Source organism: Streptococcus infantis (assembly GCF_047460405.1).
GTDB lineage: Bacteria > Bacillota > Bacilli > Lactobacillales > Streptococcaceae > Streptococcus > Streptococcus infantis_Q.
Map to the genome: position 1 here is coordinate 1 of NZ_JASHGH010000010.1, position 13,256 is coordinate 13,256.

The following is a 13,256-nucleotide window of genomic DNA, read 5'->3' on the forward strand; positions in this document are numbered from 1 at the left end:
AAGCTCCTTGAAGCTATGACCTTGCTTCCTAAGTTCATAGATCTGGACTTTATCCTCATAAGTTAATTTCATAACAAAACACCCCAAAAGTTAGATTTTTTCTGTCTAACTTTTGGGGTGCAGTTCAAAATCAGAGTTTTTCTTATGTATTGATTCGTATTGAATGCTTACTTCACTTCTGTAAAAATTAACTTCTACACCTACAAAGCTTATTCTGACAGACTTTATAACAGTCTAAGAAAAAGCAGAGATTCATACAGTATCTAGATTTTCCAAAAATTCTTTATCATCAAATATTATTAACGAAACTATCCAAACCAAATCAGATGCATTGCTTCAAAGAATTCTTTAGTTGTTTGACTAGCGAGGTCTTTAATTAAAAAATTTTTTCAAATAATTACCACATTGACACATAAAATTCTTGCTTTCTAAATTTAAGTGTGATATATTTATAACATAACATTTAAATGTTATATATTTATAACACAAAAAAAGGAGTCTATCATGAAAAAAAGTCAAAAAATGCGTGGCCTCATTGCAATGATTGCCGTAGCTCTCATTATTGATTTTATTGTTTTATTTGGTTCTAATCTTAGTTGGGGACCCAAGTTAGTTATTACTGGTATTTCAGTGTCAGGTCAAATTATAGCTATTTGGAGCTGGCTACATATGAAACTATGGTCTCATAAAAGTCAGAAAGGTAAGGGAAAGATTATTTTTGACTTGTCTGCTAAGCTTTACACGATACTTTTGTTTGCAGCAAGTATTTTTTATACATTAGGAATTTGGGTTGCGACCCCAAGCTTAAGTTCTGGTATTAAAGAATGGATTTTGGGAATTGGCCTCGTTATTGAAGTGATTTTATTTGCTTTTTTCTGTTTGAAAAATGTCAAGGAAACTCCGGACGAACGCTTTTATGCTAATTTAGCCAAGGCAGCTAGCTTGATGTTTGTTTTTATACTAGGCGCACTGATGATCCTAGCAGTTATCATTGGGTATATGGGGTCTCTCACTCTTTACATGGGACAGATATTTTTTAGCATAGCTGCCTTGATTTACATCTTTGCGGTTGTCTATCTTATCTTGGAACGGAGAGGATAAGCATGGCCAAAGAAAGCAATATTATTACTAATCTCAAATCTGTTCGTGAGTCCACAGGCATGACCCAGCAGGAGTTAGCCGACCTCATCGGCATGCGACGCGAGACAATTCTGCACTTGGAAAATAACCGTTACAATCCTTCACTGGAAATGGCTCTTAAAATTGCTCAAGTTTTTGATTTGAAAGTAGAAGACCTCTTTGAACTCAGACAGAAAGAGGAAGCATAATTCTTTTCGAGACCTAGTTTTAAGTTCATTGATAAATTAGGAATTGAAGTCGAAAGAAAAAATCCTTTGAAAATGTGCTCTTTTAAAATATAGTAATTCTTTCGAATTAACGTTTACTAATTGTGATGCTTTACGAGCTTTCTTAAGATCTGGTTCCTAAATACTTTGAGTACACTTATGGCATTGATGCCTCAAAACAAGCGACTTTCTGGTTGGCTTCCTCTTAAACTGTCTTGTCACTAATATTTGAAATCCACTTTCAATTAGGGTACAATGGTAGAAATGATTTTTGAAAGGATTCCCATGAAAAAAATAGCAACACTTCTATTAATCTCAACTTTTGCCCTTGCTGGATGTAGCAGTATCCAACGTAGTCTGCGGGGGGATGACTATGTAGATTCTAGCTTGGCTGCCGAAGAAAGTTCCAAAGCAGCTGCCCAATCTGCCAAGGATCTTAAAAACGCCTTGACAAATGAAAATGCCAATTTCCCACAACTATCTAAAGAAGTTGCTGAAGACGAGGCTGAAGTCATTCTCCATACAAGTCAAGGAGATATCCGCATCAAACTCTTTCCAAAGCTAGCCCCTCTTGCGGTTGAAAATTTCCTAACTCACGCTAAGGAAGCCTACTACAATGGCGTTACCTTTCACCGAGTGATTGATGGCTTTATGGTTCAGACTGGTGATCCAAAAGGAGATGGTACAGGTGGCGAATCCATCTGGCACGATAAGGACAAGACTAAAGACCAGGGAACTGGTTTCAAGAGCGAAATCTCTCCATATCTCTATAACATCCGTGGTTCTCTCTCCATGGCAAATACTGGACAACCAAATTCAAATGGTAGCCAGTTCTTCATCAACCAAAATACGACAGACTTTTCTGCCAAACTGCCTACAAGTAGTTATCCAAATAAAATTATCGAAGCCTACAAAGAAGGTGGGAACCCTAGTCTAGACGGAAAACACCCTGTCTTTGGTCAAGTCATCGACGGTATGGATGTTGTTGACAAGATTGCCAAAGCTGAAAAAGACGAAAAAGACAAACCAACTACTGCTATCACTATCGACAGTATCGAAATTGTTAAGGACTACGATTTTAAATCTTAAAAACCAAAAAATACAGTATCCTCGTTAGGTACTGTATTTCTTTTACTCTCATTTTAAGTTAAGTTGTTAAAATCCCAGATTTGATCCATCCAGCCTTCATAAAAGTCTGGTTCGTGGCAGACCATAAGGATTGACCCTTTATATTCTTTCAAAGCACGTTTGAGTTCGTCCTTGGCATCAACATCCAAGTGGTTGGTAGGCTCGTCTAGAACAAGGACATTGTTCTCACGGTTCATCAAGAGACAGAAACGAACCTTGGCTTGTTCTCCACCTGACAAGACCTGAATCTGACTTTCAATATGCTTGGTGGTCAAACCACAACGAGCAAGGGCTGCACGAACTTCTGCTTGATTGAGGGCCGGAAAGGCATTCCAAACTGCTTCTAAAGGTGTCTGGCGATTGCCACCTTCCACCTCTTGTTCAAAGTAGCCAAGTTCCAGGTAATCTCCACGTTCAACTTCCCCAGCAATTGGTGGGATAATTCCTAAAAGACTCTTCAAGAGGGTTGTTTTCCCGATACCATTGGCACCGATAATGGCAACCTTCTGATTACGTTCGAAGGTAAGATTTAATGGTTTTGTAAGTGGGCGGTCGTAACCAATCTGCAAGTCTTTGGCTTGGAAGATAAAGCGACCTGGTGTACGAGCTGGTTTGAAATCAAAGGATGGCTTTGGTTTTTCACTTTGAAGCTCGATAATGTCCATCTTATCCAATTTCTTCTGGCGAGACATGGCCATGTTACGAGTTGCGACACGCGCCTTATTACGGGCTACGAAATCCTTGAGGTCAGCAATTTCCTTCTGTTGACGTTCATAGGCTGCCTCTAGCTGCGATTTCTTCATGGCATAGACTTCTTGGAACTGGTAGTAATCGCCAGAGTAGCGTGTCAACTGTTGATTCTCTACATGATAGACGATATTGATCACATCGTTGAGGAATGGAATATCGTGCGAAATAAGGACAAAAGCATTCTCATAGTTCTGGAGATAGCGCTTAAGCCAGTCAATATGCTCAGCATCCAGGTAGTTGGTTGGCTCGTCAAGCAACAAGATATCTGGCTTTTCAAGAAGAAGTTTGGCCAAAAGTACCTTGGTTCTTTGTCCACCAGATAAGGCTGTTACGTCTGTATCCATACCATAATCCATGACACCAAGAGCACGCGCGACTTCGTCAATCTTAGCATCCAAGGTATAGAAGTCACGACTTTCCAAACGGTCCTGAAGTTCGCCGACTTCTTCCATTAGGGCATCAATATCAGCGCCCTCTTCTGCCATTTCCATGTAGAGTTCATTGATACGTGCTTCTGCCTTAAATAACTCATCAAAGGCTGTACGAAGAACATCACGCACGGTTTGGCCTTCTTTTAACACAGCGTGCTGGTCAAGGTAGCCTGCAGTCACATATTTAGACCATTCCACCTTACCTTCATCAGGTAACATTTTACCAGTTACGATGCTCATGAAGGTTGATTTCCCTTCACCGTTGGCACCGACTAGTCCGATATGTTCCCCCTTGAGGAGACGGAAGGACACGTCTTCAAAAATCGTACGGTCACCAAAACCGTGACTTAAATTTTTAACTTCTAAGATACTCATTTTAATTCCTTATCTTGTGTTTATGTAGTAGTTTATAGAGGATCCAAGCCAGGTAGCCACCCAAAGTGTTGGTCCACAAATCATCAATCTCAAAGACCCGATTGAAATCAAAGAAAAAGTCTAAAACTAGCTGTGTGCACTCGATGCTTAAGCTCAATAAAAAGCTTAACAAAATCACTTTCTTCGTTTTTCTTAATTTAGGATTGAGATAGAGAAGCTGGAAAATCAATGGAAAAAGCAAGAGGATATTTAAGGCATTCTGCAAAAAAATCCAAAATAGCTGAAAAAGGCTGGTTACTTCTCCAAGTTTCCAAAAAGAGTTGAATGGAGTCAAAAGAAAAACCAGGCGTCCAAGATGTTGAATACCTGGAGTTTCCACTCCTGTAGGAAGTTGAGGTTGGGGACTAAAACAAAAACAAACGATACAAATACTGTAACAGACTAGACCCAAACCTAGTCGTTTTCTTCTCTCCATCTTATGGATTAACTGAGGAGATAGCCTTTTGACGATCACGCTTCATGGTATTTGAACGCAATTGTCCGCATGCAGCATCGATATCTGTACCGTGTTCTTGACGAACAACACAGTTGACGCCTTTTTTCTTGAGCGTATCATAGAAGGCCATTACACGCTCTTTAGGGCTTCGGCTATACTGGTCATGCTCACTAACTGGGTTGTAAGGAATCAAATTGACATATGACAATTTCTTGATATTCTTGAGCAATTCTGCCAACTCAAGTGCTTGTTCGACTCCGTCATTGACTTCATTTAGCATGATATACTCAAAAGTCACACGACGGTTGGTTGTTTCGATGTAATACTCGATAGCTGCAAAGAGTTTTTCAATTGGGAAGGCACGGTTAATCTTCATGATGCTTGAACGAAGTTCATTGTTTGGCGCATGAAGTGAGACAGCAAGGTTAACCTGTACACCTTCATTAGCAAATTCACGGATTTTGTGAGCCAAGCCAGAAGTTGATACGGTGATATGACGAGCGCCGATAGCCATTCCCTTATCATCATTGATAGTACGGATGAAGTTCAAGACATTATTGTAGTTATCAAATGGTTCTCCAATCCCCATTACAACGATATGACTAACACGTTCATCTTGTCCACGTTCGTCAAAATATTTTTGGACTAACATAATCTGCGCAACGATTTCACCGTTATTGAGGTCACGTTGCTTCTTGATCAAGCCTGATGCACAGAAGGTACAACCGATATTGCATCCTACCTGAGTCGTTACACAGACTGACAAACCGTAGTGTTGACGCATCAGCACTGTCTCAATCAACATCCCATCTGGCAACTCAAAGAGATACTTTACAGTACCATCAGCTGATTCTTGCACGATGCGTTGTTTCAAAGGATTGACTACAAATTGATCATTGAGTTTGGCAATCAAATCCTTAGACAAGTTGGTCATTTCTTCGAATGACTGGACACGTTTACGGTAAAGCCACTCCCAGATTTGGTCGGCACGGAATTTCTTTTCTCCCTGCTCCAAGACCCATTCTTGCATGCCTTGACGTGTTAAACTATAAATAGACGGTTTCATCTTTTCTCCTTATTCTCTAATCTTTCTTACGGATGACGAAATGACGTTGCCCCTTGTCTTCTTTCTGAGATTTCTGTTCTTTTGAACGGCGTCTATTTCTCTTGTCCGTATGATTTTTTTTCTTACTTTGGGAAGTCTTTTTCCCTTTGCGAGAATCCTTTTCTTCCTCTTTTTTGCGCATCTTTTGGTCAAACGGTGCTCGTTTAGGAACTTCATTTTCTAAAACAAAATAGGCACAACCATAGCTACAATACTCAAGTAGGTAATCTTGTAAACGACTGATTTTCTCAAGAGACTCTTCTGCTCGCTCATTCTTGTAGAAACCACGTAAGCGCAACTGCTCATTACTCCAGTCTCCAACAATATAATCGAACTTACTTAAAACTTCAGAAAAGCGTTGAGTAAATGCCGTTGCATCAAAAGCATCCTTACTATTTTCAACCAAAGTAAAGGTAAACCCTTCAGCTTCGACTTTATCTCCAGATAGATGAAATTCAGGACCAGGGAATTTATTGTAATTATATAATTCGGGTGCAATCTCTTTACGCATAATATTCCTTTTTAACGTTTACTTAGTACTCTATTTTACCATATTTTCGCCACATTTTCACTTTTAGCATTAAAATGAAAAAAGTCTGACGATTTAAGAATCTCTATTTAAAAACTCGACTTTCCTAGACAAAAAAAACTGGGATTCCCCAGTTTTGAGTGATTATAGGTAAAGTAATTTGAAGAGCGCTACTGCTGCAATAGCTGCTGCAATCGGTGCAACTACTGGTACCCAAGCATACCACCATTTTGAATCACCCTTGTGTTGACCAAGGATTGATTTTGGAAGGAAGGCATGAAGGAGACGTGGTCCAAAGTCACGAGCTGGGTTCAAACCAGGTCCTGTAGGCCCACCAAGAGAAGTTACCAAGGCCATTACTAGGAAACCAAGTGCCAAGTGAGCAACAGAAAGTCCTGAAGCTGTATGAGGCGCTACTTGAGCTTTAATTGCCAAATCAGAGAAGTCAACATTTTGACCAGCTTGAGTTGCCATTTGTTTCATGTATTGGAGAACTTCAGCTCCAAAGAAGTTCTTTGTCAAACCAAGTGCTGCAAAGAAGAGAACGAATGAACCAACGAACTCGTTGATAAAACCGTTAACTGTTGCTGCGAAGCGTGATTCTTTTGTACCGTGGTCCAAACTTGAAATTGTTGAGAAAGTTCCCAAGATATTGTTTGCTTTTTCAGTTTGCAAGTAGTAAGGACGGTGAGTTGCAACAACCAAGGCTTGTCCGAAGATTGCTCCCAAGACTTGTGCAACGATGTATGGTGCTACTTGTGCCCAAGGGAAAAGTCCGCTAACTGCTAGACCAAGAGTGAAGGCTGGGTTGATGTGGTTACCAGAAACATTACCAAACATCAAGGCAGGGATCATAACCCCCATACCGTAACCAACAGCGATAACGAGCCAGCCACTTTGGTGACCTTTCGTACCTTTAAGTTCAACGTTGGCAACTGCACCATTTCCCAAGATGATCAAGATGGCTGTTCCCAAAAATTCAGTGGCATATTTGACTGCCCATGCGAAATCCATTGATAGATTCTCCTTAATATTTTTTAGACAATCCCTATTCTATCAATTTTTAAGCCTTTTAGCAACAGATTTTCTAAAAGAATACTGCGGGAAAACGCTTTTATTTTTGTTCTTAAAAAAAGACCTAACAAAGCTAGTTTGTTAAGTCAAAATTTTGATTATTCTTGACGCTGACCAAAGTCCTTAATCATCTGATCCATTTCTTCACGACTTGGTGTCGTTAGCATATAGAGAAAGTCTCCTTGCAATTCAGCAAAGGCTGCAGGCATGATTTTCTTGACCTTGAACTGTTGACCGTATTTGGCGAGCAAGTCTTCTTCTGAATAAACATAGTTGGCATTGGCGCGACGAGATGTTGCCAAGCAGTACAGGGGCTCGAATTGTGAAGCAGGGAATGGCTCACCCGCAACAATCGCTGCATAGCCTTTGTACAAATCAAAAGAATGGGCATAGTTATAAACATCAATGGTGAAGCCACCCGCTGGACGGTTATTGTACTCAATGGCAATATAATCATCACCTTCACGGAAGAACTCGATATGGAAGAAACGTTCTTTCATGCCAAATTCTTTAACGATTGCCTCACCATACTTGCGCAATTTTGGATCCATATCTTTAAGAACATAATAAGAATTGTCCATCTTGTAAATCATGAGATCAAGCGGTGTATGGGCATAGTCAAAGGTCGTAGAAAAGACGATATTTCCATCTCTATCTACCAAACCATCAAAGGTACAGATTTCACTCGAAGTTACAAATTTTTCAAAGAAATAAAGGATTGAACGGTCCCATTCTTGCTTGAACTTGTCCACATCTTCTTGACTTTCCAGCTTAAAGGTAGCTGCTGCTCCCACTCCATTGTCAGGTTTGGCAATCATAGGAAGGCCAATTTCTTTCACAGCTTTGTCAACATCTGCATCTGTTTCAATGACAGCACCTGGAACCACTGGAACACCAGCTTTTTTGAAGAGTTTCTTCATTTCAGACTTGAACTTGGTCTTTTTGAGGTCGTCTGGTTTGGCACCAAAGACATTAAATTGTTCACGAAGAGCAGCATCCAACTCTAGCCAGTATTCATTGTGAGATTCGATGCGGTCAATTGGACCATGCTTATAAAAGAGAAAGGCAACTGCACGTTTAACTTCCTCAATATTTTCAAGATTATCAACACGGAAATACTCAGTCAAGCTATTGCGCAATGGCTCATCTAGTTGTTCATAGGGTTCTTGCCCAATCCCTAGAACGGTGATTCCTTTATTGGCTAGTTCAATACTAAACTGTTGGAAATTTTGTGGGTAATAGGGTGAAATTACAAGATAATTCATAAGCTACTCCTTTTATAGACTCATGTGACCGAGGAAGTATGGCATTTGTTTGCGCCACCATTCCCAGTCATGGGCAACATCGTGCCCCCATTCTGCAAACCAGGCAGGAATTTGTTTTTGGTCAAAGGCTTCTTTTAACTTGTAGTAAGAAGGCAGGCCATCCTGTTCCCAAGCACCTAGTCCAGTACAAACAATAATCTCAGCCTGACGGTAACGATCGATAAACCAACCATCATTTTGATTCCAGATGTAGTCTACTGGTGAATTTTGATAGATAGCATCATCGTTGTAGTAATCTCCAACAAAGAAACGAGCATCGTAGACACCACTTAATGCAATAACTTTGGTAAAGACATCTGGATGTTGTAGGAAGAAATTCAAAGCGTGATAGGCTCCCATAGAGCATCCTGTTGTCATCATACCGTCAAACCAGCCTGTTTTGTGCTTGATAAAAGGAATGGCTTCTTCAATCACGTATCGCTCATAAGCACGGTGCATTTCAGCTTGGTCATGACCATTTTTCCATGTTGCTAGCCAACTCTCACTATCGACACTTGAAAGGGTAAAGAATTGCACTCGACCTTCCTCGATAAAGGATGCACATGCATCAATCATGCCAAAATCATAGTATTCATTGTGGCTACCACCTGAGGAAGCAAAGACAACCACTGGGATACCTGCGTGTCCGTAACGATTAACATACATTTCACGGTTAAGATGACCACTCCAGTGACTAAGATGTTCAATATGCATATCCTGTCTCCTTTATACTAATTACCAATTTTCTGCAAAAAAGCGTAGGCAAGCTGGAAGATTTTCTGACCATGGCACTTCATGGTGAATGGCTCCAGCCTGAACCTTGAGTGAGAGATTTTCCAACTGCACTCCTCCCGCTATCAAATCATGATAATAGCGAAGGGAAGAGTCGATATAGGCCTGCTTAATATTGCCAGCCATGAGGGTCTTGTCTGTATCATCAGCTTCTTCCGTTCCAACATAGATAAAAATTCGTTGGTCAGGTAAGAGTTTTTTACGCTCGATATAGCGATCAAAGGCCTCTTGGTGAAGCCAGTTAGCTGATGAGAAAACTCCCAAACATCCAATCTGATCCTGATACTCCAAGCCAATAAACTGGGTAATATTGCCGCCTAGAGAAGATCCAACCATAGCAGTGTGCTTGCGATCAGACTTTGTCCGATAGTTTTCGTCGATAAAGGGTTTGACCACTTCCATGACAAACTCAGCGTACTCGACTCCCTTACCACCAAATTGTTGGCCAGGAATGTTGGACTCTTGGAATTTCCATGCCGCATACTCGTTCATCCGTCCAAGTCCATCATTGTCAATAGCCACAACAATCATACGACTGATATCTGGATTTCGCTTGATGGCAGGAATAATCTTCCAAGAATGTCCAACGTAAGATTCCTTACTATAAAAGACGTTTTGTCCATCGTGGAAATAGACAACTGGGTAGCTTCTAGCCGTGTCTTTATCATAGTTTTTGGGAAGGAGAACACGAACTCGGCGTTCCTTACCCGTGTAGGGAACCACTAATTTATGCTCTCGCATTTTTAAATAAAAATAGGATTGATTCATTGTCAGAAAACTCTCTATATTCAAAATTTTATCTAATTATATCATAAAAATAGAAAAAAAGTCAGTTTCCGTCCAAATTTAGGACAATAAACTAACTTTTTTTACTTATTTTATCTTTTCCTCTGGTTTTTCTGATTAAAGGAGATCATCGATCAACTCATCGACAGCATCCTTCTCAGCTTGAGGCGTAATTTCAGTAATCATAATTCCTGCTACTGCACGTTCAACCAAACCTTCGACATCCATTCGCGCTTCATACTGCTCTGCATTCTTAATCTTAGGATTTGTTTTGGGACGATCGGGTGCAAAAATCGTACAACAGTCTTCAAATGGCTGGATGGAAATTTCAAAGGTATCAATTTCCTGAGCAATATCAATGATTTCCAACTTATCCATAGTCACAACTGGACGGATAATTGGGGTATTGGTCACCGCGTTGATAGCCTGCATACTTTCAAGAGTTTGGCTTGCTACCTGACCAAGGCTTTCCCCATTGATGATGACCAAGCCATTTCGTACCTCACGGACACGGTCAGTAATCCGCATCATAAAGCGACGAGTCAGTGTCATCAGATAGGCTTCTGGAGCTTTAGCCTTGATTTCCTCTTGAATCTCCGTGAATGGCACTTCGATAAACTGGATATTACCACCGAATTTGGTCAATTTACGGGTCAAATCTTGCGCTTTCTTGAGGGCACCTGGACTTGTGTAAGGAGGGCTAGCAAAGTGAACAGCCTCAATATCTACACCACGTTTTAGAGCTAGATAACCAGCAACAGGTGAGTCAATCCCACCTGACAACATGAGCATACCTTTACCAGAAGTTCCAACTGGTAAACCACCTGCACCACGAATGGTTTCATATGAAAGGTAGGCTGCTTCTTCACGAATCTCCACCTGAAGGTTAATGTCAGGATTTTTCATTTGTGCCTGCACATTTGGAATAGCTTCAAAAACTGCTCCACCAAGCGTTTGATTGAGTTCACGACTATCGAGTTCAAAGTTGTGGTCGCTACGCTTACTTGAGATTTTAAAGGTCATCCCTTCCTTGTAGATGTCCTTCATAATCTCTTGAACAGCAGACTTCAGAACTTCTACAGATTTTTCAACCTTATATACTGGAGAAAAGTTTTGAATCCCGAAAACTTGCTTGAGTGACTCGGCAACTGCTGTGTAGTCTGCACCATTTAGATAAGCATGGGCACGATCGCGGTCTGCTGTCACTTTGACTTGAGGATAGATGGACAAGACATCTGAGATATTATTACGTAGTTTATTGATGAAACGCATACGATTTTTACCCTTGGTTGAAAGCTCACCATAGCGAATCATAATTTCTGAATACTGCATGAATACTCCTATCTTACTTTTTTAGTTTGATTGTAGATTAATTTTAGTTTAGTCAAAAATTGCTCAACTTGACTCATATCATTTTCTAGGTCTAGACTGAGACGAACTGCTGACTGGGCTTTATCCTTATCAATGCCCATAGCAATCAGGGTCCCAGCAGGTTTCCCAGCCTTGGACGAGCAAGCTGACGTTGTAGAAATGAAAATATCATAGTCTTCAAAAGCATGAACGATGACTTCACCACGAACCCCCTTAATCCCAAAGGTCAGAATATGAGGTGCAAAGTCTTCCTCATCTGAGAAGACAAAAATATCTGGATATTCTAGAAGGGCTTGACGGATGACTTCCTTCATCTGACTTGTTTTGTTCGTAAACAAATCAAGTTTTTCCATAGACAAACGTAGAGCCTTGGCGGTTGCTGCAATACCTGCTACATTCTCAGTAGTTGAACGATAATCACTCTCTTGTCCACCACCAGTTAATAGTGGCATAATCTTCTTACCTGACTTGATATAGACAAATCCAACACCACGAACGCCGTGAAACTTGTGACTCGAGAAAGTCGCAAAGTCCACTCGGTCTGTCAAATACTTTTCTGTCGGAATCTTAGCCAAGGCTTGAACCGCATCAACATGGAAGGAGATAGTCGGCTTATCTGCTAAAAGTTCTGAGATAGCTTCAATAGGTTGGATTGAACCAATTTCATTGTTAACAGCCATGATAGAAACTAAGGTCGTATCAGCTCGAAGCAAATTTGCTAAGGCATCTACATCTACAAAACCTTTTTCATCTACTGGCGCAAAATCCACTTCAAAACCTTGACTTTTCAGCCAAAGAGCAGACTCCTTAACCGCTGGGTGTTCAATCTCAGACACAATAATGTGTTTACCAAACTGAGCTTTTTCAAACGCAACCCCTTTGATAACCCAGTTATCTCCTTCAGTGCCACCAGATGTAAAGTAGATTTCTTCGCTTTTCTTACCAATTAAATCTGCAATCTGTTGACGAGAAGCATCTAAGATTCGTGTTGCCTGCTCCCCCAAACGATGGAGACTAGATGGGTTACCAATAATTTTTGCAGACACCTGCATATAGGTTTCAAGTGCTTCTGGATAGGGCTTTGTAGTTGCCGAATTATCAAAGTAAATCATGGTTTCTCACGCTTTCTAAAATCACTCCTTCTATTGTATCACGAAACAGTTCAGGCGACAAGAAAGGCAGTTCAGGTTCATTTAAGTTTTTTTTAAAGATTTTCGGTATAATGAATTTTAGTAAAGGAGAGATATTATGTCTAATTATCGTAGAACATCAAAACCCAAAACGGAACACATCAAAAAAGGATTTACTGTTTTTCAAAAAACGATTGCTACTATCGGTAGTATTCTGGGGCTGATTACTGCAAGCATCACCATCATGAATGCTATGAATAACAACAACAATAATAATAACTCTAAAAAAGAAACTACGACAACCCAGACAACTGTCATAAAAGAGATTCAAAAGGAATCCCCTAAAGAGAACACTACTCCAAACAAGGACAATACTTCTACAAAGGACAACACACAAGAAGAGACGACAACACAATCTAGTAGTAGTGTAGAAGATAAGAAAGAAGATACTAGCAGTAAAAAAGAACAACCGACTGTTCCTTCTTCTAGCACTCAAACAACAGATACAAAAACGTCTACTACTAATGGAGCTTCCTAAAAGAACGATCTAACAGCCAGTGATTGAATCGCTGGTTTTTTTATTGCTGTCTCCAGCATTTATCAGCAAAAGTTGATCTTTGCAACAGAAAAATGATCAGC

Annotated in this window: 14 protein-coding genes; 4 read left to right on the forward strand and 10 right to left on the reverse strand. The window is 40.3% G+C overall.

Annotation, left to right across the window (positions count from 1 at the left end):
* The first annotated feature begins 504 nt into the window (after window positions 1-504).
* From QM928_RS05640 to QM928_RS05650, 3 genes are all read left to right on the forward strand, one after another.
* Window positions 505-1,101, forward strand: coding sequence for a DUF3796 domain-containing protein (locus tag QM928_RS05640; RefSeq protein ID WP_414294721.1), 597 nt, complete (start codon window positions 505-507; stop codon window positions 1,099-1,101).
* A gap of 2 nt (window positions 1,102-1,103) precedes the next feature.
* Window positions 1,104-1,328 (forward strand): helix-turn-helix transcriptional regulator, encoded by a 225-nt coding sequence (locus QM928_RS05645; protein ID WP_373113829.1) that lies wholly within the window; start codon window positions 1,104-1,106, stop codon window positions 1,326-1,328.
* A 303-nt stretch (window positions 1,329-1,631) separates the two neighbouring features.
* The gene (locus QM928_RS05650) at window positions 1,632-2,435 is read left to right on the forward strand and encodes a peptidylprolyl isomerase (RefSeq protein WP_414294722.1); all 804 of its coding nucleotides are present in this window, start codon (window positions 1,632-1,634) and stop codon (window positions 2,433-2,435) included.
* Window positions 2,436-2,488: 53 nt separating this feature from the next.
* Here the strand turns inward: QM928_RS05650 and abc-f are convergent, their stop codons facing one another.
* The 10 genes from abc-f to QM928_RS05700 all read right to left on the reverse strand — a co-directional run bounded on the left by abc-f (window position 2,489) and on the right by QM928_RS05700 (window position 12,599).
* Entirely contained in the window at window positions 2,489-4,030 is a 1,542-nt protein-coding gene (abc-f, locus tag QM928_RS05655; RefSeq protein WP_414294723.1) for a ribosomal protection-like ABC-F family protein, read from the reverse strand.
* Window position 4,031: 1 nt separating this feature from the next.
* Entirely contained in the window at window positions 4,032-4,505 is a 474-nt protein-coding gene (locus QM928_RS05660; RefSeq protein WP_414294724.1) for a VanZ family protein, read from the reverse strand.
* Window position 4,506: 1 nt separating this feature from the next.
* The gene (rlmN, locus tag QM928_RS05665; RefSeq protein ID WP_414294725.1) at window positions 4,507-5,592 is read right to left on the reverse strand and encodes a 23S rRNA (adenine(2503)-C(2))-methyltransferase RlmN; all 1,086 of its coding nucleotides are present in this window, start codon (window positions 5,590-5,592) and stop codon (window positions 4,507-4,509) included.
* A gap of 16 nt (window positions 5,593-5,608) precedes the next feature.
* Complete coding sequence (locus QM928_RS05670) at window positions 5,609-6,142, reverse strand: YutD family protein (protein ID WP_315638864.1); 534 nt, start codon at window positions 6,140-6,142, stop codon at window positions 5,609-5,611.
* A gap of 162 nt (window positions 6,143-6,304) precedes the next feature.
* Window positions 6,305-7,174 (reverse strand): aquaglyceroporin Gla, encoded by an 870-nt coding sequence (gene gla, locus QM928_RS05675; RefSeq protein ID WP_281335100.1) that lies wholly within the window; start codon window positions 7,172-7,174, stop codon window positions 6,305-6,307.
* Window positions 7,175-7,332: 158 nt separating this feature from the next.
* Window positions 7,333-8,499, reverse strand: coding sequence for an ATP-grasp domain-containing protein (locus tag QM928_RS05680; protein WP_414294726.1), 1,167 nt, complete (start codon window positions 8,497-8,499; stop codon window positions 7,333-7,335).
* A 12-nt stretch (window positions 8,500-8,511) separates the two neighbouring features.
* The gene (locus QM928_RS05685; RefSeq protein WP_414294727.1) at window positions 8,512-9,252 is read right to left on the reverse strand and encodes an esterase family protein; all 741 of its coding nucleotides are present in this window, start codon (window positions 9,250-9,252) and stop codon (window positions 8,512-8,514) included.
* 21 nt (window positions 9,253-9,273) lie between these two features.
* Complete coding sequence (locus tag QM928_RS05690; protein ID WP_414294728.1) at window positions 9,274-10,098, reverse strand: alpha/beta hydrolase; 825 nt, start codon at window positions 10,096-10,098, stop codon at window positions 9,274-9,276.
* Between the two features lie 135 nt (window positions 10,099-10,233).
* Window positions 10,234-11,448: a tRNA uracil 4-sulfurtransferase ThiI gene (gene thiI / locus QM928_RS05695; protein WP_153224784.1), complete on the reverse strand. Its 1,215-nt coding sequence runs from the start codon at window positions 11,446-11,448 to the stop codon at window positions 10,234-10,236.
* Window positions 11,449-11,456: 8 nt separating this feature from the next.
* The gene (locus tag QM928_RS05700; protein WP_153224783.1) at window positions 11,457-12,599 is read right to left on the reverse strand and encodes a cysteine desulfurase family protein; all 1,143 of its coding nucleotides are present in this window, start codon (window positions 12,597-12,599) and stop codon (window positions 11,457-11,459) included.
* A gap of 136 nt (window positions 12,600-12,735) precedes the next feature.
* Between QM928_RS05700 and QM928_RS05705 the strand changes: the two genes are divergently transcribed.
* Entirely contained in the window at window positions 12,736-13,155 is a 420-nt protein-coding gene (locus QM928_RS05705) for a DUF6556 family protein (protein WP_153224782.1), read from the forward strand.
* Window positions 13,156-13,256 lie beyond the last annotated feature (101 nt).